General features: G+C 62.9%; 18 protein-coding genes and 2 tRNA genes. 12 read left to right on the top strand and 8 right to left on the bottom strand.

From position 1 onward, the window contains the following. Positions 1–15: 15 nt before the first annotated feature. The 9 genes from ED21_RS12435 to ED21_RS12395 all read left to right on the top strand — a co-directional run bounded on the left by ED21_RS12435 (position 16) and on the right by ED21_RS12395 (position 11,483). Positions 16–450 (top strand): DUF2231 domain-containing protein, encoded by a 435-nt coding sequence (locus tag ED21_RS12435; protein ID WP_034922650.1) that lies wholly within the window; start codon positions 16–18, stop codon positions 448–450. Further along, positions 447–1,775, top strand: a complete 1,329-nt coding sequence (locus ED21_RS12430) for a sorbosone dehydrogenase family protein (protein ID WP_006834268.1) — start codon at positions 447–449, stop codon at positions 1,773–1,775. The genes ED21_RS12435 and ED21_RS12430 overlap by 4 nt, the downstream gene beginning before the upstream one ends. 226 nt (positions 1,776–2,001) lie before the next feature. Continuing rightward, a complete protein-coding gene (locus tag ED21_RS12425) occupies positions 2,002–3,009 on the top strand; it encodes a L,D-transpeptidase (protein WP_233995759.1) in 1,008 nt (335 codons plus the stop codon). Continuing rightward, positions 3,006–4,973, top strand: coding sequence for a protein-L-isoaspartate(D-aspartate) O-methyltransferase (locus ED21_RS12420; RefSeq protein ID WP_006834266.1), 1,968 nt, complete (start codon positions 3,006–3,008; stop codon positions 4,971–4,973). The genes ED21_RS12425 and ED21_RS12420 overlap by 4 nt, the downstream gene beginning before the upstream one ends. A 36-nt stretch (positions 4,974–5,009) precedes the next feature. After that, positions 5,010–6,404: a class II fumarate hydratase gene (gene fumC, locus ED21_RS12415; RefSeq protein ID WP_034922670.1), complete on the top strand. Its 1,395-nt coding sequence runs from the start codon at positions 5,010–5,012 to the stop codon at positions 6,402–6,404. Positions 6,405–6,503: 99 nt separating this feature from the next. After that, positions 6,504–8,984 (top strand): NAD-dependent epimerase/dehydratase family protein, encoded by a 2,481-nt coding sequence (locus ED21_RS12410; RefSeq protein WP_034922648.1) that lies wholly within the window; start codon positions 6,504–6,506, stop codon positions 8,982–8,984. 4 nt (positions 8,985–8,988) lie between these two features. Next, entirely contained in the window at positions 8,989–9,732 is a 744-nt protein-coding gene (locus ED21_RS12405; protein ID WP_006834262.1) for a ZIP family metal transporter, read from the top strand. 162 nt (positions 9,733–9,894) lie between these two features. Continuing rightward, positions 9,895–10,065, top strand: a complete 171-nt coding sequence (locus ED21_RS15495; protein ID WP_006834261.1) for a hypothetical protein — start codon at positions 9,895–9,897, stop codon at positions 10,063–10,065. A gap of 650 nt (positions 10,066–10,715) precedes the next feature. Further along, on the top strand, positions 10,716–11,483 hold the full coding sequence (locus ED21_RS12395; RefSeq protein WP_006834259.1) for a site-specific integrase: 768 nt from the start codon (positions 10,716–10,718) through the stop codon (positions 11,481–11,483). Between the two features lie 70 nt (positions 11,484–11,553). Here the strand turns inward: ED21_RS12395 and ED21_RS12390 are convergent. After that, positions 11,554–11,628 (bottom strand) — tRNA-Asn (locus ED21_RS12390). Between the two features lie 96 nt (positions 11,629–11,724). After that, on the bottom strand, positions 11,725–12,522 hold the full coding sequence (locus tag ED21_RS12385) for an NAD kinase (protein WP_156787464.1): 798 nt from the start codon (positions 12,520–12,522) through the stop codon (positions 11,725–11,727). Positions 12,523–12,631: 109 nt separating this feature from the next. Between ED21_RS12385 and ED21_RS12380 the strand changes: the two genes are divergently transcribed. After that, complete coding sequence (locus ED21_RS12380) at positions 12,632–13,951, top strand: GGDEF domain-containing phosphodiesterase (RefSeq protein WP_006834257.1); 1,320 nt, start codon at positions 12,632–12,634, stop codon at positions 13,949–13,951. 9 nt (positions 13,952–13,960) lie between these two features. On the opposite strand, the gene mfd is transcribed toward ED21_RS12380, so the two are convergent. Both mfd and ED21_RS12370 read right to left on the bottom strand, forming a co-directional pair. Further along, a complete protein-coding gene (gene mfd, locus ED21_RS12375; RefSeq protein ID WP_006834256.1) occupies positions 13,961–17,452 on the bottom strand; it encodes a transcription-repair coupling factor in 3,492 nt (1,163 codons plus the stop codon). Between the two features lie 56 nt (positions 17,453–17,508). Continuing rightward, on the bottom strand, positions 17,509–17,787 hold the full coding sequence (locus ED21_RS12370) for a succinate dehydrogenase assembly factor 2 (protein ID WP_006834255.1): 279 nt from the start codon (positions 17,785–17,787) through the stop codon (positions 17,509–17,511). Between the two features lie 55 nt (positions 17,788–17,842). Here ED21_RS12370 and recG point away from each other — a divergent pair, with 55 nt between their 5' ends. Next, on the top strand, positions 17,843–19,906 hold the full coding sequence (gene recG / locus ED21_RS12365) for an ATP-dependent DNA helicase RecG (protein ID WP_006834254.1): 2,064 nt from the start codon (positions 17,843–17,845) through the stop codon (positions 19,904–19,906). Positions 19,907–20,091: 185 nt separating this feature from the next. Here recG and ED21_RS12360 read toward each other — a convergent pair whose 3' ends face one another. The 4 genes from ED21_RS12360 to ED21_RS12345 all read right to left on the bottom strand — a co-directional run bounded on the left by ED21_RS12360 (position 20,092) and on the right by ED21_RS12345 (position 22,847). Next, positions 20,092–20,901, bottom strand: a complete 810-nt coding sequence (locus ED21_RS12360) for a fructosamine kinase family protein (protein WP_006834252.1) — start codon at positions 20,899–20,901, stop codon at positions 20,092–20,094. Next, positions 20,898–22,232: an AarF/ABC1/UbiB kinase family protein gene (locus ED21_RS12355; RefSeq protein ID WP_006834251.1), complete on the bottom strand. Its 1,335-nt coding sequence runs from the start codon at positions 22,230–22,232 to the stop codon at positions 20,898–20,900. The genes ED21_RS12360 and ED21_RS12355 overlap by 4 nt, the downstream gene beginning before the upstream one ends. Further along, positions 22,225–22,698 (bottom strand): low molecular weight protein-tyrosine-phosphatase, encoded by a 474-nt coding sequence (locus tag ED21_RS12350; protein ID WP_006834250.1) that lies wholly within the window; start codon positions 22,696–22,698, stop codon positions 22,225–22,227. The genes ED21_RS12355 and ED21_RS12350 overlap by 8 nt, the downstream gene beginning before the upstream one ends. Before the next feature lie 72 nt (positions 22,699–22,770). Continuing rightward, positions 22,771–22,847, bottom strand: a tRNA-Pro gene (locus tag ED21_RS12345). A gap of 133 nt (positions 22,848–22,980) precedes the next feature. On the opposite strand from ED21_RS12345, the gene thyA reads away from it, so the two are divergent. Further along, positions 22,981–23,922 carry a thymidylate synthase gene (gene thyA / locus ED21_RS12340; RefSeq protein ID WP_006834249.1) on the top strand — a complete coding sequence of 314 codons (942 nt, stop codon included), beginning with the start codon at positions 22,981–22,983 and terminating at the stop codon, positions 23,920–23,922. The last annotated feature ends 57 nt before the right edge of the window (positions 23,923–23,979 follow it).

Below are 23,979 nucleotides of genomic sequence, written 5' to 3'. Positions count from 1 at the left end.
GAGGAGATTGCCCGCATGGACCGCAGAGTCACTAATTCCCGTTCTTTTGCAAATCCCTTGCACGCGATCCTGCTTGCATTTCCTGTGGCGCTTTATCCTGCCGCGCTACTTACCGACATTACCTATCTGAATACGGCCGAAATCCAGTGGACCAACTTCTCATCATGGCTGATTGCCGGGGCGGACCTTTTTGCCGGTCTGGTGCTCGCATGGGCATTGCTCGGCCTCTTCTTCGGAAGAGCTCGCCACGCGAAAAGTCGAGGTACGGTCTATGTGATTATCATCGCCGCAATGTTCGGCCTCGGTGTCCTGAATGCTTTCCAGCACGCTCGTGACGGCTGGCATTCCGTTGGAACTTTGGGACTCGTGCTTTCGGTCCTTTGCTCGATCTTGGCCTTGATCGCGGCGTTTATTGCCTACGGCACTCAGGCAGTGGTGCAACGCGCATGAATCGCCTAGCTCATCTTGCTTTCCCGCTAACTTTCGCCCTTACCGCCTGCCAGGTCAGCAGCGATCCCGATCTCCATCAAACCGGTGAGCGGCCCGAACTTCCCGAACAGAACGACTCTCTGGTGCCGGCGATGGAAATCCCGACGCCGGAGGGTTGGGGGGACGAACTGCCTGCCGTGCCCGAAGGGTACACCGTTTCTGCAATTGCGCAGGATCTGAAAATTCCTCGGCAGACCTTAGTCCTGCCCAATGGAGACATTTTGGTCGCAGAGGGGGCTGGCGGCAAAGCGCCCAAATTGAGGCCCAAGGATGTCATTGCAGGTTGGATAAAGAAGCGCGGCAAAAGTTCGGTCAAGGGGGGTAACAGGATAACGTTGCTACGCGATGAGGACGGAGATGGGCAGACCGATCTCCAGACCACTTTTATCGAGGGTCTCGACGCTCCGTACGGCTTAGCCTTCGTCGATGGCACGCTCTACGTAGCCAATCAGGGTAATCTGGTAAGCTTCGAATATACCGAAGGAGCGACCAGTATCGCGGGCTCTGGTACCGAAGTCACAAAGCTTCCCGCCAAGATCAATCACCACTGGACCAAGGCGATGACCGCCAGCCCCGATGGCTCGAAGCTCTATGTGGGCATCGGCTCTAACAGCAATGTCGGCGAACGCGGCATGGACGTCGAAGAAGACCGTGCGGTGATATGGGAGATAGACCGCGAAACGGGCGCCAGCCGGATTTTTGCCTCCGGCATCCGCAACCCCACCGCACTCGCTTTTGACCCGTGGAACGAGCAGCTTTGGGCGGTCGTCAACGAGCGTGACGAACTCGGACCGCAACTCGTGCCTGATTATCTGACTTCCGTGCGCGACGGTGCCTTTTATGGCTGGCCTTACAGTTACTACGGTCAGAACGTCGATCCGAGGATCAAGCCGGCGAGGCCCGACCTAGTCAAGAACGCCGTTGTGCCTGACTACGCGCTGGGCTCCCATGTTGCCGCACTTGGTGTCGATTTCACCACCGAGGGTGGCTTGGGTGGCCGGTTCGGCGAAGGTGCGTTTGTCGGGATGCACGGAAGTTGGAATCGTGCCGATCCGTCGGGCTACAAGGTTGTCTTCGTACCCTTCCGGGGGGGGCGTCCGAGCGGCGAGCCCATCGACCTGCTCACAGGTTTCCTGAAAGACGGGCACGCGAGGGGGCGCCCGGTTGGCGTGACATACGATGAAGCGCGTCGCGTACTATATGTCGCGGATGATGTGTCGAACACCGTCTGGCGTATCGCCCCCCGCGGTGCAGCACGCCGCGCTTCCCCGCAGGAGACGACCTAGGTGTCTGGCGAGACACGGCCGCCGTCCACAACGTCCACCACAAGGTATCCGGTTTGATAGCCGCCTGAAACGGGGATGCCGCTTGTGTCGTCGGATGCGGGCCTTTTGGTTTAAACATCAAATCGTATGCTTAACAGCCTTCTTGGGACTGAGTAGATCGGAACTTCCGCGCAGGCAGCCCAGTTAGTTAACGATGCCTGCATTTCTTCGCATGGACCGAACCTTGGTGGTGCTGATCGCCACCCCGGTGTTTTGTATGCCATCACTATCGCGTGCCCAGTCAACCGACGCCATAGCTGGCCCCGAGACGACGCAAAGCGAAAGCCTTGATCTAAAAATCCCACCCTTGGTGCCTGAAACCGCATTTTCGGGCTCGCGTTCGCGCGTAGTGCTTGCCGCGCAGGTTATGCTTGATCGAAGCCGCCATTCGCCTGGCGTGATCGATGGTTACATGGGCGGCAACACGATGCGGGCGATCCAGCATTTCCGACAAGCCCGCGGGCTTCCCGCTGAGGGAGGCCTCGATCCACAGCTGATACGATCACTGATAAAGTCGCAGCGCGGTGAGATCTTCGAGACCTACACGATTACGCGCGACGACGTGGACGGACCGTTCTTCCGTGTGCCAAGTGCTATGTCAGCGATGGCAGCGCTGGAGCGTGTTGGTTGGACCTCGCCGCAGGAGCTGATCGCTGACCGTTTCCATATGGATCAGGACCTGCTTCGGGCGCTCAATCCCGACGCCGATTTCAACCGCGTCGGGACGCGGATCACTATTGTTGCGCATGGCGATGAGACGCTTCCTTCGCAGGTCGCCCGGATTGAGGTCCGCAAGTCGGACAATTCGGTCGTCGCTTTCGACGAGCGGGGCAATGTCCTTGCCAGCTATCCCGCGACGGTGGGCAGTGCGCAGTTTCCCAGCCCGTCCGGTTCGATGGAAGTGGTCGCGGTAGCGCCTGATGCGAACTACACCTTCGATCCGACCGGGCGCGAATGGGGTCCCGACGAAAAGCTGATCATTCCGCCCGGGCCGAACAATCCGGTTGGCGGCATCTGGGTTGATCTGAGCAAACCCGGATATGGCATCCATGGATCGCCCGACCCGCAACTGATCGGCAAGACCGCCAGCCATGGCTGCGTAAGACTCACCAATTGGGATGCCAAGGAGCTGGCGGACGCAGTCGGCCAGGGGACGGACGTGGTGTTTGTCAACCAGGCTGGCGGTGCATCTTGAGCGGCGCTGACTATGCCGGCCAGCGCAAGCTGATGGTCCGCAACCAGATTGCCGCGCGCGGTATTCGCGACGAAGCGATCTTGTCCGCCTTGGCAGAAGTCCCGCGCGAAATCTTCGTCGACCCCGGGATGGAAGAATTCGCCTATGAGGATACCGCGTTACCCATCCCTTCGGGCCAGACGATCAGCCAGCCCTTCATCGTCGCCTGCATGATGGATGCGGCGGAAGTCGGGACAGGCGACCGCGTGCTCGAAGTCGGGGCCGGATCGGGCTATGCCGCAGCCGTCCTCTCCCGCATTGCCGGTCATGTCCATGCGATCGAGCGGCACGAGGCGCTGGCAAGGCAAGCGGCGGCGCGGATCGAGCAACTCGGCTACGACAATTGCGAGATCATTGCGGGCGATGGTCTGAACGGACTGCCGGACGAGGCTCCCTTCGACGCGATTGTGGTCGCGGCGCGGTTTGACAGCGTACCCGAGACGCTCAAGCGCCAGCTTAAGGTAGGCGGGCGGCTGGTCATTCCTGTCGGCGAGGAGGAAGTCCAGCAACTCACCGCGATCATGCGTACTGGAGAGGACGAATGGACCAGCCAAGCCATAACACCGGTGCGCTTTGTCCCGTTGCTCGACGGGGTGGTGGCCGAAGACGGGTCGCGTTCGGCCAGCGATCATCGTAGCATGCGGAATGTGCCGTTGCCCGAAGCGATCGCAAGGGCGTGCGAGCCGCTTCCCGAAATCGACGACGAGGATTTCGCCGCCGCCTTTGACCGGTTCTCGGACAAGCGCGTCGTCATGCTGGGCGAATGCAGCCACGGCACGCACGAGTTCTACGCGGCGCGAGCAGCTATCACGCAGCGGCTGGTCGAACGCCACGGATTTACGATCGTCGCGGTCGAGGGCGACTGGCCCGATGCCGCCGCCTATCACCGATTTATCCTCGGGCAGGATCAGCCCGAAGGCGCGCAGGCGCCTTTCCGGCGCTTTCCGACTTGGATGTGGCGCAACACCGTCATGCCGTCATTCCTGCATAAGTTGCGCGCCATAAACGCGAACTTGCCGGAGCCGAGGAAAGCCGGGTTCCACGGTCTCGACATCTATAACATGTCGGACTCGATCGAGGCGATCCTGACCTATCTCGACGAGAAAGATCCAGAGGCAGCACAAACCGCGCGTGAGCGTTATGGCTGCCTTCATCCTTGGCAGTCCGATCCGGCCGTCTATGGCCGGGTGGCGCTGCGCAAGGGGTTCGCCGCATGCGAGGAGGCGGTGGTGCGGCAATGCCGTGACCTGCTAGACGAGGCCCTCGATAGCGAAAGTTTTTCGGCGGCGATGAACGCGCGGCTGGTCGCCTCGGCGGAGCGGTATTACCGCGTCATGTACTACGGCGGGGCCGATAGCTGGAACCTGCGTGACAGCCACATGACCGACACGCTGGAACATCTGCTCGATCAAGGTGGGTCCGACAGCAAGGCGCTTGTCTGGGCGCACAATAGCCATATCGGCGAAGCACGCGCCACGGATATGGGCGCGGTGCGCGGCGAGCACAATCTCGGCCAACTTGCGCGCGAACGCTGGGGCGATGATGTCGCGCTGGTTGGTTTCGGCACGCATAGCGGCACCGTCAGCGCGGCGAGTGACTGGGACGGCAAGCGCGAAGTGAAGTCCGTCGTACCCTCGCGCCGCGATAGCTATGAGCGCTTGTGCCACGATAGCGGGATGGAGCGGTTCCTGCTGGAATTCGCGGCCGATCCCGCGCTGTCGGAGCGGCTCGCCGAACCGCTCATTGAACGCTTCATCGGTGTCATCTACCGCCCGGAGACCGAGCGATGGAGCCACTACAGTGAAGCCGTGCTGCCGCACCAATTCGATGCCTATTGCTGGTTCGACGAGACCAGCGCGCTCGAACCACTGGAAGAGCATGAAGATCACGAGGGCGCGGCAGACACCTTTCCCTTCGGGCTGTGAGCCGAACGCTATAGGGTGCAGCCGAGGATGACAGCCATGACCGATACCCGCACAGAAACCGATTCCATGGGCGAAATCCGCGTCCCCGCCGACCGCCTATGGGGCGCTCAGACGCAGCGATCGACAGAAAATTTCCGTATCGGGGAAGAGCGCATCCCTCGCGAGCTGATCCATGCCCTTGGCCAAGTGAAACGCGGCGCGGCGCTCGCCAATCGAAAACTGGGCGTGCTCGACGAGACGCTGGCCGATGCGATCGAACAGGCCGCCAGCAGGATCGCTGCAGGCGAGTTGGACGAGGAATTCCCCCTTTCTGTCTGGCAGACCGGATCGGGCACGCAGACGAACATGAATGCCAACGAGGTAATCGCCAATCTGGCCAACAGGGCGCTTGGCGGCGAGGTCGGGAGCAAGTCTCCGGTCCACCCCAACGACCATGTCAACAAAAGTCAGTCGTCGAACGACACGATCCCCACCGCAGTCCACGTCGCGGCGGTCACGGCGCTGAAATCGTCGCTCGCGCCTTCACTCGCGGCGATGCTCGCGGAACTGGATGCGAAGGCGAGCGCATGGAGCGACATAGTCAAAATCGGCCGCACCCACACGCAGGATGCGGTGCCGCTGACGCTAGGTCAGGAATTCTCGGGTTACGCCCAGCAATTGCGCGCCGGATTCATGCGGATCGAGCAGGTTCTACCCGGCCTTCTCGAAATCGCGCAGGGCGGCACTGCGGTGGGCACCGGTCTCAACGCACCGGCGGAATTCGGGCGGATTGTAGCGGATGAACTGGCGGAGGAGACCGGTTGGGCCTTCACCTGCGCGCCCAATAGGTTCGAGGCGCTCGCGGGGCAGGACGCGCTGGTCTTCGCGCATGGTGCGCTGAACTCGCTTGCGGCAAGTCTTTACAAGATCGCCAACGATATCCGCCTGCTCGGATCGGGACCGCGCGCCGGCCTGGGCGAATTGTCGCTGCCTGCGAACGAGCCCGGCAGCTCGATCATGCCAGGCAAGGTCAATCCCACCCAGGTCGAGGCCTTGACGCAGGTCTGCGTGCAGGTCTTCGGAAACCATGCGGCGATCACGTTCGCCGGGAGCCAGGGGCAATTCGAACTGAACGCTTATCGCCCGGTGGTCGCCTACACCTTCCTGCAATCGGTGCGCTTGGTAGCCGACGCCTGCCGCAGTTTCACCGACAACCTTCTGAAAGGTCTGGAGCCGCGCCGCGAAAATATCGCCGAGGGGGTGGAGAACTCGCTAATTCTGGTAACTGCACTCGCGCCGGAGATCGGTTACGACAAGGCTGCCGAAATCGCCAAACGGGCGCACGAAGATGGCACGACACTACGCGAATCGGCATTGGCGAGCGGCTGGGTCAATGAGGTGGATTACGACCGCATGATACGACCACAGGATATGGTCGGTCCCACCGATTGATACAGTGAAGGGGTGTGACAACCCAGCTTCCCCTTTTGCCCCGGGAAACCTTGCACAGCGATATCTGTTGATTGGCTGAGGCGACCAAGGGGAGAAGGCTTGCCCGGAGCGAAAACCGAAACAAAGCCGCTGGTCTTAGTTGCCGGGGCGACTGGCAATATTGGCGGCTCGCTATGCGATGCGCTGGAGCGGGACTTTCGCGTCATCGGACTGGACAGGGACAAGGAAAAAGGCGAGCGAGACGTCTTCACTTTCGACATAACCGACGAGGCCTCGGTTCGCGACGCGATCGGCCGGATAGCCGGCGAGTATGGTCGCGAGGTGGCGGCCGTCGTCCATCTCGTGGCCTTTTTCGATTTCAGCGGTGAGCCCAATCCGCTCTATGAAAAGGTCAACGAGCAAGGCACTCGCAACCTGTTGAAGGCACTCGACCAGATGGAGATCGAGCGCTTCATCTATGCCAGCACCATGCTGGTTCACGAACCGACCGAGCCGGGGGGCCGGATCAGCGAGGAAACGCCGTTCGATCCACGCTGGGAATATCCGAAATCGAAGAAGAAGGTCGAGGATATCATCCGCGCCGAGGCGGCTATGCCCTACGCCATCCTGCGCCTTGCGGGGGTATATGACAGCGAGAGCGCGGTGCCCACGCTATCGCAGCAGATCGCCCGGATCTACGAGCGCAGTTTCCAGTCGCATCTCTATGCTGGACCTCTGAATGCGGGCCAATCCATGCTGCATCGCGACGATATGGTGGAGGCGATGCAGTTGGTAATCGATAAGCGTGGCACACTTCCACCCGATGCCGAGATATTGATCGGCGAGCCTTTCGCGCTGGGTTACGACGATCTGCAGGACCGTATCGGCACGCTGATTCATGGCGAAGAGGAATGGGCGACGATCAAGGTTCCTACTCCCCTCGCCAAGCTCGGTGCCTGGGCGCAGAACAAGGCCGAGCCAGTCGTGCCCGACGCGATCGACCAGGGCGAAAAGCCTTTCATCCAGCCGTTCATGATCGATATGGCCGACGATCATTATGCGCTTGATACAAAGCGGGCCGAGAGCTGGCTGGGCTGGCGACCGAAGCACCGCCTAGAGGACGAGCTTCCCGCAATTGTCGCCAGTCTGAAACGCGATACGCTCGGCTGGTACCGACGCAACGGCATTACCCCGCCACATTGGTTGCAGGAAGCCGAAAGCGCACACTTCGCCGAGCCGGAGGCGCTGCGCGAGAAAGTCGAACAACGCCGCATCGAACTCCACCAGCAGTCCCGCTGGACGCATATGATCAACATGCTGTTGGCGGTGTGGCTGATCACCCAGCCGCCGATGATCGGGATCGCCGATCCGTTCCACGCTTGGTCCGAAGTGGCGCTGGGCGCGGGATTACTGGTCACGGCCACTCTGTCGCTGAGCTGGCGCATGCCTTTCGCGCGATGGCTCTCGGCGGGCATCGGAGCGCTGGTCATGGCCCTGCCGGTCCTGTTCGTGACGCCGAATGCCGCCGCCTACCTGTCCGATACGCTGGTGGGAGCCCTGATCCTCGGCTTTGCCGTTGCATCGCCGCCACAAGTCGGGCCGCAGGTCGTCGCACGCGTTCGCCAGCCGGAAGTGCCTCCCGGCTGGACGTTCAATCCTTCGAGTTGGACCCAGCGCTTGCCGATCATCGTACTCGCTGTCGTCGGCCTGCTGTTCTCCCGCTACCTCGCCGCCTACCAGATGGGCCATGTGGACGGCGTGTGGGAACCGTTCTTCGCAGGCTCGCCCGCCGATCCCCAGAACGGCACGGAAGAGATCGTAACCTCCTCGGTCAGCGAAGCCTGGCCGGTACCAGACGCGGCGGTGGGCGCGTATACCTATGCGCTGGAAATCCTTACCGGAATCATAGGCAGCCGGGCGCGCTGGCGGACCATGCCGTGGATGGTGCTGCTGTTCGGCGTGATGATCGTGCCGCTCGGCATCGTTTCGATCGGCTTCATCATTATCCAGCCCATCGTGATCGGGACATGGAGCACGCTGGCGCTGATCGGCGCGGCGGCAATGCTGGTGCAGATACCCTATTCGGTCGACGAACTCGCCGCGAGCCTGTCCTTCCTCAATCGCCGCCGCAAGGCCGGGTGCAGCGTGCTGCGCGTGCTGCTGTTCGGCGATACCGACGAGGGGCGCGGAATGACCGAGCCGCGCCGCGAATTCGAACGGGCGCCCGGATCGATCCTGAGGGATATGTGGACCGGCGGCGTCAACCTGCCCTGGACCTGCTGGCTCGCCGGACTGATCGCGACGAGCTTCATGTTCACCCGCCTGACGCTGGGGGCCGAGGGAGCGCTGGCGCATGCCGACCACCTTCTCGGCGCGCTGGTTCTGACCGTACTCGCCATTGCCTCCGCCGAAGTGCTGCGCGCTGCACGCTATCTCTTGGTCCCGCTGGGCCTCGCCATTGTGGGGGCTCCATTGGTGTTGGGCGGGAACACCGCACATGTCGCCGTCAGCGTGGTCGGCGGGCTAGCCATTGCGATACTCGCCTTCCCGCGCGGACGCATCACGCAGCGCTATGGCTCGCTCGAGCGAATGATCCGCTGACGATATGGAGTCCTCCGGCCTTCTCGCGGTACTCGCCCTCGCGCTGCTGCCTTCGCTGGGCAATCTGCTTGGCGTGGCGCTGGCCGAATGGCGCAGGCCGCCCGAATGGCTGATCGGCAGTGCGCTCCATGCTGCGGCGGGCATTGCCACGGCGGTCGCCGCGATTGAGCTCATCCCTCGCTCGCAGGAGCGGATCGAAGTTTGGCTTTTGGCGGTGGCGCTGCTCGTCGGCGCGATCTGCTCGGCCGGCATCGCCAAGGCTACGCGCGCCATCCGCCACCGCATGGGCAGCACCGCAGGCCGGGCAACCACCTGGGGGGCCTACGCCGCGGTGGGCGTTGATCTTCTGACCGATGGATTGATGACCGGCGGAGGCGGAGCGGTGGCGCGCGAACTGGGACTGCTGCTGGCCCTGTCGCAGGTCGCGGGCAATTTGCCGGGCGGCTTCGCCATCGCTGCCACTTTCCGCTCGGCCAAGATTCCGCGCTGGCACCGGCTCAGCGCGCTGGCGATCTATCCGCTGCTTCCGGTGATCGGCGCGCTCGCGGGCTATACCGTGTTGGCCGGAGCGGGGGATGTGCTGACGGGCTTCGTGCTCGCGGTGTTCGCGGGCCTGCTGCTGACTGCGACGATTGAGGATATCGTGCCTGAGGCCGACCAACCCAAGGCCAAGCGCCGTATATCGAGCCCGTCCTTCGCGCTGGGCTTCGGGGCACTTCTGCTGACGTCGGCTTATCTTGGACGGTGACATGAGCCTTGGCAGCCTGGCGACCCGCTCCACTTATCTCGATGCGCATATCGGACCTGCGCGGAGCGATCTGGAGAGCAATGCGCGCGGCGCAGTTCCCTCAACGCGACATCGGCAAAGGCGTGTGGAAGATCGGCATGCTCTGGCAGATGCGGGAGAGGAATGGTCGGAGAATCGACACGCACGGTGGGGGGCACCGGCGGATACGGGGGGTTCGTTGCCTTCGATCCGCAGTCGGGTGCGGCTGTCGTCGCGCTGGACGACACGGATTCTTATGGCGGGGAATTCGTCCTAGAGATCCTCGCTCCGCCCGTTTCTCAAGAGGGCAAATGAGCCTGCGCACGACGCCAAAAGCGGACTGGTCACTTCTAAGCAAGTACGCGCAATCTGCGAATGACCGCCATGGGCGCGCGAAGCCGACTTTGAGCGCCAAAGGAAACCGCAATTACGGCGCCTTTGAAAAGTGGCGTTGGATAATGGATTGAGAAGCTTGGTGCAGCATCTGTATCTCAGCCAAACGGACTGGGGCTGAGCAGCAGAAGCTTTCCCGTGACTTAGGAAGGAGAATAAGAGAAATGAAGAACCTCCTGAACCGAAGCGATCGGCGAATTGCGATCCTCGACGTTTAAGCATTAGCGCTGGAAGCGGGAAGTTATCGGATCGAGGTGTGTGTGGCGCTTATTGGCGGGCCGTCCGAGGCCATTGGCGTCGCTGCGAAACTGATCCGACCGACTAATGAATGGCTTGAGACGGGCGTGTGGTGGCAGTCTTCCGAAGCAGTACACGGCATTCCAATTGAGCGCGTTCAGCGTGACGGCGAACCCGTGCAAGATGTTTGTGACTGGCTTAATGGCTTGCTTGGCACCGATACTATCATTGCCACCAATGCTCCCCGATACGACCAGGATTGACTCGATACGCTGTTTGCCAAGGCGGGGCGCGAGCAGCCCGACCTGATCACTTTTCGCGCGCAACGGAAACTGATGAAAAATCAGAAAGGGGAAGCGGTCAAAGATACTACCGTTATCCGCGACCTGGCACACTTACGCGCCGCAATTCGCTACGCTAGCAAGTGTAACTTCAGCGCCCCGCAGATCGATTGGTCGGCAGCGATAAAGAACAAGGCTGAAAAACATCGTACTCGAACACTCAGCGATGCAGAGCAGGTAAAGCTTTTCGCGGCTATCGAGAAACTGCATCCGGACCTCGATGGGCCAGTGCGGTTCGCGATCCTGTCCGCAGCACGCAAGACTGCGGTATTTAATCTTACATGGGATGATGTGGACTTCGAGGAGAACGTGGCGTTCATTCACCTCAAGGGCGAGGGCGACAGGCCCATCGTCCATGAAATTCCTCTCACCAAAGCTATGGTGGAACTGTTACAGGCTCAGCCCAAGGTCGAAAACTGCAACCGCGTCTTCACCTACAAGTGTCGAAAATCGAGCCGCGCCACCAATCATAGAAAGGGCGAGCGATATCCTTGGACTCAACATGGCATCTACAAGCCGTGGAATGCCGTCGTGAAGGAGGCGGGCTTGCGAGACTTTCGATTCCATGATTTGCAACACACCGGTGCTACGCGACTTGTCCGAGCTGTTCCTAACTTGGAGCTTGCTCGCCAGCTCCTTGGTCACGCCGACATCAAGACCACGCAGAAGTACGCCAACACGAACTGGGAAGACGTGCGGGCCGCGATGGAGCTGGTGTCGGAGCCGAGGATTGCCGTTATCGAGGGCGGTCAATCAGGCTAAGGAGTACACAGGCAAAGTACACAGGAAACAATTCACTGCGTTGGATTTCACCTTAAGTGTTTGAAATTAATGGCTCCCCGAGTTGGATTCGAACCAACGACCAAGTGATTAACAGTCACCTACTCTACCGCTGAGCTATCGGGGAGCAACCCGAAGGCAGGCCGGGCGTATATGGACGTGATTTGGGTTTTGCAACCGGGTTTTTGGAAAAAATCGGGTGCATTGCGCAGCCCTGTTGCAATCACACCACGAACTGCTCCGAAACGATGCGTTCGTCGAGCGCGTGGCCGGGGTCGAAGAGCAGGGTCAACTCGTTTTCCCGCGCGATTTGGAGACGCACTTCGGACACATTGCGGATCTCGCGCTGGTCGGCCACGGCGCTGACCGGGCGTTTGTTCCACTCCATCACGCGGAAGGTCACCCGGCTGCGGTCGGGCAGGATCGCGCCTTTCCAGCGCCGCGGGCGAAAGGCCGAGATCGGCGTGAGCGCGAGCAGCTGTGAATCGAGCGGCAGGATCGGGCCGTCGGCGGACAGGTTGTAAGCGGTCGACCCGGCCGGGGTGGAGAGTAGCACGCCGTCGCATACCAGTTCCTTGATCCGCACCTTGTCGTCTACCGACACTTCGATCTTCGCGGTCTGGCGCGTCTCGCGCAGCAGGGAGACTTCGTTGATCGCGCAGAAACGGTGGGTCTTCCCGTCCTGCGTCACGGATTCCATCGCCAGCGGCGCGATCGTGTGCGGTTTGGCGCGGGCAATCCGGCCCAGCAGCTTGTCCGGCTGGCGGTTGCGGTTCATCAGGAAACCGACGGTACCCAGATTGACACCGTAGGCGGGCAGGATGCGCCCTTCGTCAAGCATTGCATGCAGGGCATGCAACATGAAACCGTCGCCGCCCACGACGACCACCGCATCCGCCTCCGCCAGTGGGACCCAGTCGGTGAGCGGTTCGAACACCTGCGCGGCCGCCTCGCGTGCGCGATCGGAATCGGACACCAAGAGTGCAAGTCGCTCGAATTCGGCCATAAGCTGCCCTGTCATCCGTCGCCAGTATGGCGGGGTTGGCCGCATCCCTATGGACCACTGTCCCGTTTGGCAACAAGGTCGATTTTGCGGTTAATAAACCGTAAAGCAATGCTAGGGTTCATAAATGGCAACCGCTTCGGACCATATGGCGACCGATTCGCAAGACGTGCTAACGGGTTTGGGGGATGCCTCACAACTGCGCGAAACCGTTACGTCATGGTGCGATCGATGGCCTGAAAAGAACGGGCCGTGCCCGGTCAACGCCATGCTTATTTCGCTGGGCCGGATGGATACGGTCAACGTTGCTTTCGGGGAAACTGCTGGCGACAGCGCGCTGGTCGAAGTCGCCCATCGTATCCGCCATTTCGCCAATGACGAGCTGGAAAGCGATCCCTGGCTCGCGGTCCGCCTGAGTGGCGGCAACTTCATGCTCGCCACGCGTAGCGAGTGCAGCCGCGAGCGCTGGCAATGGCTGGCCGAAGCGTTGGCCGACGCGCTGGCCTCCCCGATTTCCAGTCCCGACAGCAACAGTTCGCTGCGGCTGTGGCCGCGCATTGCCCTCATGCGGGCGGGCCCTAACGACAATGTCGACAAGATGCTCGACCGCCTGTCCGACGTCGCGTCCAACATGCGCCAGTCGCGCGGTCGGCGGATCGACTGGTCGAGTGGCGAAGTCGCCTCCGCGCCGCGCTCCAATGTGGAGCTCGAAGCCGATCTGTTGGCGGCTATCGACCGCGACGAGATCGAGATTCTATTCCAGCCGCAATATTCGCTGGTCAGCGACCGGGTCCTTGGCGCAGAGGCGCTGGCCCGCTGGCACCACCCGATCGTGGGACGCATCGGCGGCGCGGCCCTGTTCCAGATTGCCGAACGAGCCGACCATGTCGCGCATCTTTCACGGCATATCGCCCAACGCGCGCTGGAGGCGGCGATGGAATGGCCGCACGAACTGCGGCTGTCGATCAACATCACGCCGACCGATCTCGCCGTCGACAATTTCGCGATCGAGTTCGCGCGGATGGCCGAGCGTGTCGGCTTCCCGCTTTCACGGATAACGCTGGAAATTACTGAGCAGGTCCTGCTCGCCGATCTGGACCGTGTCAGCCATGTGTTGCAGCAACTGAAAGTGCTCGACGTGCGCATCGCGCTCGACGATTTCGGCGCAGGCTTTTGCAACTTCCGCTATCTCAAGGTCCTCCCGATCGATTGCATCAAGCTCGACCGTTCGATGGTCGAAGGCGTGCTTGAGGATGAGCGTGACCGGGCGGTATTTCGCGCAATCATGGGCATGGCCAGGGCGCTCGACCTGCGCGTGCTGGTGGAAGGGATCGAATCCGAACTCCAGCGCGATTTCGTGGCCGCCGAAGACTGCGAATATTACCAGGGATTCCTGCGGGCCGAGCCGATGGCCCCGCGCAACTTCCTCGCAAAGGTGGCCCACTAGGTCACTAGATCAGGCCGCGGCTTTCTCGCGCTTCTTCGCTTTCCGCACGATACCCGACAGCCCCTTGGTCAGCTGGAACAGCCCGTTGAGGCGGCTTTCCGGCGAATTCCACGCGCGGCTGATGACCAGCTTCATGTCGGGGCGCAGCTTTGCCGTGCCCTTGAGCTTGTCGACATAGGCGATGAGGCCCGGCCCGTCGGCGAAATCGTCATTGTGGAAGGTAACCAGCGTACCGGCCGCGCCCACATCGATCTTGGAAATATTGGCCTCCATCGCCTGCAGCTTGATCTGGATCAGGCGGACGAGGTTCTCGGTTGCCGAGGGGAGGGGACCGAAGCGGTCGATCATCTCGGCGGCCAGCGCCTCGATCTCGCCCATGTTTTCCGCATCGTTGAGGCGGCGATAGAGCGCCATGCGCACGGCAAGATCGGGAACATAGTCTTCGGGGATCATGATCGGCGCATCGACCGTGATCTGGGGGCTGACCGTTTCCGGCTTGGCCTCCAGGCCAAGTTCACCAGCCTTGGCGGCGAGGATCGCGTCTTCCAGCATCGACTGGTAGAGCTCGAAGCCAACTTCACGGATATGGCCCGACTGCTCGTCGCCCAGCAAATTGCCCGCACCCCGAATATCGAGGTCATGGCTCGCGAGCTGGAAGCCCGCGCCGAGGCTGTCGAGATCGCCGAGCACCTTCAGGCGTTTCTCGGCCACCTCGGAAAGCGCGACGTCTTTCTCGTAGGTGAGATAGGCATAAGCACGCAGCTTCGAACGGCCCACGCGTCCGCGCAGCTGGTAGAGTTGGGCGAGGCCGAAGATGTCGGCGCGGTGGATGATGATCGTATTTGCGCTCGGCAGGTCGAGACCGCTCTCGACAATGGTGGTGGCGAGAAGGACGTCGTACTTGCCCTCGTAGAAGGCGCTCATCCGCTCTTCAATTTCCCCTGCGCCCATCTGGCCGTGCGCGGCTACGAACTTCACCTCGGGCACGTTCTCGTGCAGCCAGTCGGAAATGGCCTCCATGTCCGAAATGCGCGGCACCACGATGAAGCTCTGCCCGCCGCGATGATGTTCGCGCAAGAGCGCCTCGCGCATCACCATGTCGTCCCACTCCATGACGTAGGTGCGCACGGCGAGGCGGTCGACCGGCGGGGTCTGGATCGTTGAGAGTTCGCGCAGGCCGGTCATTGCCATCTGCAGGGTGCGCGGGATCGGCGTGGCGGTGAGCGTGAGCATGTGCACGTCGGCGCGCAGCTGCTTGAGCTTCTCCTTGTGCGTGACGCCGAAGCGCTGCTCCTCGTCGACGATAACGAGGCCCAGTTCCTTGAACTTCGTCTGCTTGGACAGGATCGCGTGGGTGCCGACCACGATGTCGACATCACCCTTGGCCAGGCCTTCGCGCGTCTCCTTCAACTCCTTGGCGGGGACGAGGCGCGAGAGACGACCGACCGTCAGGGGGAAGCCGGAGAACCGCTGTCGGAAATTCTCGAAATGCTGGCGCGCGAGCAGGGTGGTGGGCGCGACCACGGCGACCTGCTGGCTGTTCATCGCGGCGACGAAGGCGGCGCGCAGCGCGACCTCGGTTTTGCCGAAACCGACATCGCCGCAAACCAGCCGATCCATGGGCTTGCCGCTCTCCAGGTCGGACAGCACATCGGCGATGGCGCGGTCCTGGTCGTCGGTCTCTTCGTACTGGAAGCGATCGAGGAACTGGTTGTAGGTCGGCTCGTCGACTTCGAGGACCGGCGCCTTCTTGAGCGCGCGCTGGGCGGCGACCTGCATGAGCTCGCCCGCGATCTCGCGGATACGCTCCTTCAGGCGCGCGCGGCGTTTCTGCCAGGCTTCGCCGCCAAGCCGGTCGAGCATGACCGCCTCTTCGCTACTGCCATAGCGGCTAAGCACATCGATGTTCTCGACCGGAATGAACAGCTTGTCGCCGCCCTTGTATTCCAGCTGCACGCAATCGTGCTTCGACTTGCCCACGCTGACGGGTTCGAGGCCGAGATATTTGCCGATGCCGTGTTCGGTATGGACGATGAGATCGCCGACACTCAGCGTCTGCAATTCGGCGAGGAAGGCGTCGGCATCCTTGCGCTTCTTCTTGCGGCGAACGAGGCGGTCACCGAGGATGTCCTGCTCGGTGAGCAGCTCCATCTCGTCATTGGCGAAGCTCGCTTCCAGCGGCAGGACCATGGCCGCAGGCTTGCCCTTCGCGGAAAGGCCCAGCGCTTCCTGCCAGCTTTCGGCCAGCTGCACCGGCGCGCCCGCTTCGGACAAGATCGAGGCAATGCGCGCGCGGCTGCCGGTCGAATAGGCGGCGAGCAGCGGACGCTTGCCCGCCTTGCCCAGCGCTTTCAGGTGCTCGGCCAGCACCGGATAGACGTTGTCCCCGCGCGCTCGCTCGGGCGCAAAATCACGTCCCGAACGGAAACCGAAGTCGATGACCGTATCGCTTTCCGGCTCGTCGAAACCGGTCGCGCGATGGGCGGGGGTATCGGCCAGCGCGGCCTTGAACTCCTCGTCGGTCAAATAGAGCGCGTCGGGCTTCAGCGGACGATAACTGCCCTTGGCCTGACCGCTCGCCGCCCTGCGTTGGTCGTAATAGTCGGTGATATCCTTGATCCGCTCGTCCGCCGCGGCGAGGCTGGCGTTGTCGATGACGACGGTGTCCTTGTCGTCGAGATGGTCGAACAGCGTCACCAGCCGTTCTTCGAACAGCGGCAGCCAGTGCTCCATTCCGGCAAGGCGTCGGCCTTCGCTTACAGCTTCGTAAAGCGGGTCCTGCGTGGCGTTGGCGCCGAACATTTCGCGGTACCGGCTGCGGAAGCGCTTGATGCTGTCCTCATCGAGCAGCGCCTCGCTTGCCGGCAGCAAAAGGTGGCTGTCGAGCCGTCCCGTGCTCATCTGCGTATTGGGGTCGAAACTGCGCAGGCTTTCCAGTTCGTCCCCGAAGAAATCGAGCCGCAGCGCTTCGTCGAGGCCGCTGGGAAAGACGTCCACGATAGAGCCGCGAATAGCGTATTCGCCCTTGTCGATCACCGTGTCGGTGCGGCTGTAGCCCTGCTTCTGCAGCAGTAGCGAGAGGCTGTCGCGCCCGATCTCGGTCCCCGGCTTGAACTCGCGCACGCTCTCGCGGATGCGGAACGGGGTCAGCACGCGCTGGAGGACCGCGTTGGCGGTGGTGACGATCAGTTGCGCCTTGGCCTTGCCCGTTTGCAGCCGGAACAGCGAGGAAAGCCGCTTGGCGCTGACGGTCAGCGCGGGGCTGGCGCGGTCGTAGGGCAGGGAATCCCATGCCGGGAATTCGATCACGTCCAGTTCGGGGGCGAAGAACTGCGCCGCCTCGCTCACCGAACGCATCGCCGCATCGTCGGGCGCGATGAAGACGGCTCGGCCGGTTCCGGCGCGCGCGAGATCGGCCATGACAAGCGGCTGCGCGCCGCGGGCAACCTGCGCCAGCGTGAGAGGATGGTCGGCTTTGAGGATACGGGAGAGGTCGGGCATTACGGGTTCAGCGCCGTAAGCTCCCTCGCGTTCCCGTCAATACGCCTTCTGTCCCGTCAGCGGGGAATGTCGACGTAATCGAGCAATTGCATCTTTTCGATGAGCTCGCCCTGGAAACGCGGCGGCGTGGGCTGGGTCTTCAGAGCCCATGCCATGATGTCCACGTCGTCTTCTTCCAGCAGCGCCTCGAACCAGGCCAGTTCTTCCGCGCCCCAATCCGCGTGATAGCGATCGAAGAAGCCGCCGATCATGTAATCGGCTTCGCGCGTGCCACGGTGCCAGCTGCGGAACTTCGCGCGGGCGAGACGGCCTTCGGTGGTGAGCATTTCGGGCATGGGGGGCGGGTAGGGCACTCGCCAAAGCCGTGCAAGCGGCTATAGCGGTGCGCTTATGCGTCCCGACCTCCTCAACCCGCTGTTCGCCGAGACCGAAACGCTCGATGGCGTGGGTCCGAAGCTGAAGAAGCCGTTGGGCCGGCTCGCGCTGACGCGGATCAAGGACCTTGCCTATCACCTCCCCGAACGCTTCGTGACGCGGCGTGCGGTGGAGAATGTCGACGAGGCGGGCGAGGGTGAGCAGATCTTCCTCAAGCTCACCGTGACCGAGCATCGCGGCGGCCGCAGCCCGCGCGCGCCCTATCGCGTGCTGGCCCAGGATGCGGTCGGGAACGTGATATCGCTGACCTATTTCGGGCGCGCCTCCTACACGGCGAAGAAGCAACTGCCTGTCGGCGAGACGCGCTGGGTGGCGGGCAAGCTCGAACGCTATGGCGACATGCTGCAGATCGTCCATCCCGACCACGTCGTGGAGGAAGGTGGCGACACGCTGCAGCGCCTGTGCGAGCCGGTCTATCGGCTGTCCGAAGGGCTGACGCAGCCACGTATAGGGGGGCTGGTAGATCAGGCGCTCGCGAAGCTTCCCGAGCTGCCCGAATGGATCGAGCCCACGCAATTCGACAAGGCCGACTGGCCCGCTTGGCGCGAGGCGCTGAAGCGCGCGCATAAGGCCGAGGACAAGGCGGCGCGCGACCGGCTGGCCTATGACGAGCTTCTCGCCAACGGCCTCGCGCTGATGCTGGTCCGCGCGGACAATCGCAAGCGCAAGGGACAGCCGCTGCAGGGCGATGGCAGCTATCGGGGCAAGCTCGACCTGCCATTCCCGCTGACTGGCGCGCAGAAGCGTTCGATTGGGGAGATCGAGGGCGACATGGCCCAGGAAGCGCCCATGCTGCGGCTGCTGCAGGGCGATGTCGGCGCGGGCAAGACCGTGGTGGCACTGGAAGCCATGCTGATTGCGGTCGAGGCGGGCGCGCAGGCCGCGCTGCTTGCTCCGACCGAGATCCTCGCCCGCCAGCACTACGAAAGCCTGCGCCGCATGGCCGAACCGACCGGGGCTGAGGTCGCGCTGCTGACGGGGCGTGACAAGGGCAAGGCGCGTGAGGGGACGCTGATGGGCTTGCTCGACGGCAGCATCGACATCGTCGTCGGCACGCACGCGATCTTCCAGGACAAGGTCGCCTATCGCAATCTCGCCATGGTGGTGATCGACGAGCAGCACCGCTTCGGCGTCGGCCAGCGGCTGATGTTGGCGAGCAAGGGGCGGCGCGCTCCGCATGTCCTCGCCATGACCGCCACGCCGATCCCACGCACGCTGACATTGGCGCAATATGGCGAGCTCGACGTCAGCAAGCTCGACGAGCTTCCGCCCGGCCGGCAGGCGATCGACACGGTGGTGATGGGGCAGGACAAGATCCCGACGTTGGTCGAGCGGCTGGCTGCGCAGTTCGAGCAGGGGCGGCAGGCCTTCTGGGTGTGTCCCATGGTGCGCGAGATGGATGGGCCGGAGGAAATTGCCGCTGCCGAAGCGCGCTATGCCTCGCTGAAGGAGCGGTTCGGCGATGACGTGGTGATGGTCCACGGCCAGCTCGCACCCGAGCAAAAGGACGCGGCGATGGAACGCTTTGCGCGCGGGGATGCGCGGCTTCTCGTGGCGACGACCGTGATTGAGGTCGGGGTCGACGTACCTAACGCCACGCTGATGGTGATCGAGCAGGCCGAACGTTTCGGCCTCGCCCAGCTGCACCAACTTCGCGGCCGCGTGGGGCGGGGGAGCGAGAAGAGCTTCTGCGTCCTCCTGCACGGCGAAACGCTGTCGGAAACCGCGCAAAAACGCCTCGCCCTGATGCGCGAGAGCCAGGACGGCTTCCTGCTGGCCGAGGAGGATTTGAAACTGCGCGGTGGCGGCGAATTGCTCGGCACGCGCCAGTCGGGCGATACGCCTTTCACGGTCGCCAGCTTCGAGCAGATCACCGAACTCCTCCCCAAGGCGCATGACGACGCGCGCCTTCTGATGGAACGCGACGGCGGGCTGGAAGGCGCTCGCGCCGAGGCGGCGCGCGTTCTTCTCTACCTCTTCGAACGCGACTTCGGCGTGAAAACCCTGCGCGGCGGATAGCGCAGCATTTTGGAAAGTTTTGCGCGACGGCCCTGTCGAGAAACCTGCCGAACAAATCGTCGCCTTTCTCGAAACTTCGGCACTTGCGGCCGGCTTCGGTCAAGCGATGCCCGCAACGCGCCGAGCGGCGTGATCGGCGAAGGTCCGGGCGCACCGTGCGCTGGCGACTTCGGGCGCAAAGGGCTTTAAAACCCGAGCGCGGCCAGTTCGCGCTCCACCGCGGGGCGGTAGCTGTCGCCGAACAGGCGGACGTGGAGCAGCCACATCCACAAGCGATAGACCGGCTGGCGTTCGCGCCAACCGGCGTTGAGTTCAAGTGCGTCGAAAAAGCTATCCGGCGGTGAGTCGAACACGGTAAGGCTGGCTGCGTCGACTTCGCGGTCGCCGCAATAGGCGCAAGGGTCGATCAGCCCGCTGATACGCTCGCCACTGACCAGTACATTGCCGCCCCACAGGTCGCCGTGGAGCAGGGACGGGGCAGGGGCGCGAGGCAGGAGTTCGGGCAATGCTTGCGCGAGCGCCTCGATCCGCCGCGCAAGGTCGGCAGCAACATGCGACGCGTGGCAGAGCAGACGCCGCTTGGCCCAGAAGCTCGGCCAATCGGGGAGCGCCTCGTTCTCGACGCGGACGTGGCGCAACGCGTAATCCTCGTGCCAGCCGTAGCTCTCGCCCGTTACCGCATGCAGCGCGTGCAGAGCCTCGGCGAGAGACACCCAGGCCTTGCCGGATAGCGCACCATCCGCAGGCAGATGTTCGATAAGCATACGCTGTTCGTCATAACCGAGCACCTTTGGAACAGGTGCGCCGGAGGTTGCCATGGCCTCCAGCATACGCGCCTCGACAGAGACCGCCGGACCGGTTTTTCCGACCACGATCGACTCGTCGGCAAAGGTCAACCGAGACGCGCCCGATATGTCGCCGCCCGCGAAACGCTGGATGGAAACCGGCCGCTGGCCGCAGATGCGCTCGGCCGCTGCGGTAAGATCGCCCGTCACGCGGTTTCCGCCAGCACGCGCTCGACGATCCCGCGCACATCGACGCGCGCGCCGAGCCGGGCGCCGAGCAGGGCAGTGCCGCTGACCTTGCGCTGGACGAACAGCGTTTCGGCGGGCGGCAGATGCCAACTCTCGCGGTCGCGGGCGATAGGCATCACCGTCTCGCGGATTTCGGGCACGAAGGCGCGATTGCCGAAGTCGAGCTTCTCGTCACTCGCCATCTGTGTGACGACGATGTCGACCGCGCGTCGCATGGCTTCCGGGTGTCGCTCGAGCGCGCGGGGATTTACGAAGCCCGCTTCGATAGAGGCCTCCAGCACCGCCTCGCGATCCTGGCGCAGACCTGCTTCGACGAGCTTCCGATAATCCTGCGAAATGCCTTGGGAAACCTCGCGCGCCGCGCCGAAATCGAGCAGGACGATGCGCCCTGTCTTCCCCTGCCAGCGATAATTCGCGAAGTTGGGATCGGTCTGCATCAATTGGCTGTCGAACAGCTCGCGCGCCACAAGCTCGACCAGATGGGCAAAGGTCTCGTCGCGCAGGGCCTGGTCTTCGTCAGCCAGCGTCTCGATCGGGCTGCCTTCTTCATAGGTCATGGCCAGTACGCGCGGCGTCGTCAGTTCCTCGACCAGTCCGGGCACGACGAATACCTTGCGCCCTTCGACCATCTGCGCAAACCGCACCATCATACGGCCTTCGCGTAGATAATCGGCTTCCTCGCGGAGTTGCTCCTTTGCAGCGGCTAGCAATGGCGCGATATCGAATTCCGGGGGCAGCAGGCCGGTCAGCTTGAGCAGGCTCGCGACATTGTCGACATCGCTGTCGATGCTGCGCGCGACGCCGGGGTACTGTACCTTGATCGCCAGCATCCGCCCGTCCGGCGTCAAGGCGCGGTGGACCTGCCCGATAGAGGCGGCGGCAATCGGCCGGGGTTCGAAGCGACGAAATTGGCGGCGCCAGTCCTTGCCCCATTCCTCTGCCAAGACCTTGTCGAGCTGGCGCGGCGGCATGAAGTCCGCCCGCTCGCGCAGGCGCGCGAGGATATCGGCCAGTTCGGGTGGAAGGATGTCGCCCGCGTCCATCGAGATCATCTGCCCCAGCTTCATCGCTGCGCCGCGCAAGTGCGCGAGCCGGTCCGTCAGCCTACGGGCGTTCGCCGGTGTGAGCAGCAATTGGTCGAGCCGTGGACGCTCGCCGCTGGCCAGCCTGCGCGCTCCTTCCGACAGGACACCGCCAGCAAGGCCGCCTGCAAGCCGCGTAAAACCGCCCAGCCGCCCAATGCGGGAAGAGGGGACCGAGCGATGGCGGGAAGGCTCGTCGTCGTCAGCCATTTTCGTCGAGCAGCACTGCGACCAGCGCCCTGGCTCCCGCTTCCACCTCGTTCCAGGTGATCGCGAAGCCGTCTTCGCCGCCGTAATAGGGATCGCCCACCTCGCGCCCTTCCTGTCCGGGCACGATGTCGAGCAGCATGGCGGTCTTCGCCTTGCCATCGCCCGGATTGACGCGAGCGATGTCGTGCATGTTCGATTTGTCCATGCCGAGGATAAAGTCGAACTCGTGAAAATCGGAAGGTACCAACTGGCGCCCGCGAGAGCCAGCGATGTCGACTCCGCGCCGCTCGGCTTCGCGGATACTGCGCATATCGGGCGGTTCGCCCACGTGATAGCCGGCAGTGCCAGCGCTATCGACTGTCACGTCGAGCCCGGCTTCTTCCGCGGCGCGGCGTAAGGCGGCTTCGGCAAGGGGGGAACGGCAGATATTGCCGAGGCAGACGAACAAAACGGAATGGGAGCTCATGCCCGCCCAACGAGGCAGGCGCGCGCTGGTTTCGTGCCAGCGGCGCAAAATCGCTTTATTGAGGAGTGCAAATGGTCGGGGAGAGAGGATTCGAACCTCCGGCCCCTGCCTCCCGAAGACAGTGCTCTACCAGGCTGAGCTACTCCCCGACCGGATGCGTTGCGGGGGAGGTCCCCCGCGAGGCAGGCGCGCCCTATAGGTGTGGATTGCTACTGGTGCAAGCGCGCTTTTCCAGTATTTTGTGCCTAGGGTCGGCAAGACAGACAAGAGTGACGATTTCCGGTGCCTGAAACCCAATTCGAACAGCAATATCTCGACCTGATGCGCCTCATCTGGCTCGAGGGGGACGAGCGCCGCGACCGCACGGGTATCGGCACGCGCTCGGTGTTCGGCGCGCAATTGCGCTTCGACCTAGCCGAGGGGGCGATGCCGCTGGTGACCACCAAGCGAGTCTACTGGAAGACCGCCACGCGCGAGCTGCTGTGGTTCCTTACCGGGGATACGAACATCCGTCCGCTGGTCTTGCAGGGCGTGAAGATCTGGAACGAGTGGCCGCACGCCCGCTATGTCGAGCAGACGGGGGACGAGATCGAACTCGAGGCTTTCGTCCAGAAAATCGCCGACGACCAACAATTCGCCGCCATGTGGGGTGATCTGGGGCCGGTCTATGGCAAGCAATGGGTCGACTGGCCGACCTATCAGCCGGTGAAGGGCGGGCTCTTCCGCAAGGGTAGGGGTATCAACCAGGTCGCCGAGGTTGTCGAATCGCTCAACGAGAACCCCGGCAGCCGCCGTCACATCATCGAGGGCTGGAACGTGGCCGAGGTGCCGCGCATGGCGCTGCCGCCGTGCCACAAGACCTACCAGTATCATGTCTCTACCGGGATCGACGGCGAGCCGCTGCTGAACGGCATTCTCTACCAGCGGAGCTGCGATGTCGCGCTCGGCCTGCCGTTCAACCTGTGGTCTGGCGCGCTCCTGTTGCGGATGATCGCTCAGCAAGTGGACATGCAGCCGGGCGAATTCGTGTGGATGGGGGGCGACACGCATCTCTATCTCAACCACGAGCACCTCGTGAAGGAACAGCTCTCGCGGGAACCGCACGGCCTGCCGACGCTTGAGATTGTGCGGCGTCCGCCGACTATCTTCGACTACCGGATTGAGGATTTCGCGGTTCACGACTACACGCCCCACGGGCCAATCAAGGCTCCCGTCGCGGTATAACCGAAATCGTATGCACAGGCGTACTTGACCGTTTTCCCGACGCGAAATAAAATAACG

Origin of the sequence: Erythrobacter sp. SD-21 (assembly GCF_000181515.1) — a bacterium.
In the GTDB taxonomy this organism is placed as follows: Bacteria; Pseudomonadota; Alphaproteobacteria; order Sphingomonadales; family Sphingomonadaceae; genus Qipengyuania.
The sequence above is the reverse complement of the archived record's forward strand: the minus strand, read 5'-3'. Positions and strand labels throughout refer to the sequence as shown.

Bases quoted from the DNA above. Each gene is read 5' to 3' on its own strand.
- ED21_RS12435 (WP_034922650.1), top strand. From the start codon at position 16: ATGGACCGCAGAGTCACTAATTCCCGTTCTTTTGCAAATCCCTTGCAC.
- ED21_RS12430 (WP_006834268.1), top strand. From the start codon at position 447: ATGAATCGCCTAGCTCATCTTGCTTTCCCGCTAACTTTCGCCCTTACC.
- fumC (WP_034922670.1), top strand. From the start codon at position 5,010: ATGACCGATACCCGCACAGAAACCGATTCCATGGGCGAAATCCGCGTC.
- ED21_RS12405 (WP_006834262.1), top strand. From the start codon at position 8,989: ATGGAGTCCTCCGGCCTTCTCGCGGTACTCGCCCTCGCGCTGCTGCCT.
- ED21_RS15495 (WP_006834261.1), top strand. From the start codon at position 9,895: ATGGTCGGAGAATCGACACGCACGGTGGGGGGCACCGGCGGATACGGG.
- ED21_RS12395 (WP_006834259.1), top strand. From the start codon at position 10,716: ATGAAAAATCAGAAAGGGGAAGCGGTCAAAGATACTACCGTTATCCGC.
- ED21_RS12385 (WP_156787464.1), bottom strand. From the start codon at position 12,522: ATGACAGGGCAGCTTATGGCCGAATTCGAGCGACTTGCACTCTTGGTG.
- ED21_RS12380 (WP_006834257.1), top strand. From the start codon at position 12,632: ATGGCAACCGCTTCGGACCATATGGCGACCGATTCGCAAGACGTGCTA.
- mfd (WP_006834256.1), bottom strand. From the start codon at position 17,452: ATGCCCGACCTCTCCCGTATCCTCAAAGCCGACCATCCTCTCACGCTG.
- ED21_RS12370 (WP_006834255.1), bottom strand. From the start codon at position 17,787: ATGCCCGAAATGCTCACCACCGAAGGCCGTCTCGCCCGCGCGAAGTTC.
- recG (WP_006834254.1), top strand. From the start codon at position 17,843: ATGCGTCCCGACCTCCTCAACCCGCTGTTCGCCGAGACCGAAACGCTC.
- ED21_RS12355 (WP_006834251.1), bottom strand. From the start codon at position 22,232: ATGGCTGACGACGACGAGCCTTCCCGCCATCGCTCGGTCCCCTCTTCC.
- ED21_RS12350 (WP_006834250.1), bottom strand. From the start codon at position 22,698: ATGAGCTCCCATTCCGTTTTGTTCGTCTGCCTCGGCAATATCTGCCGT.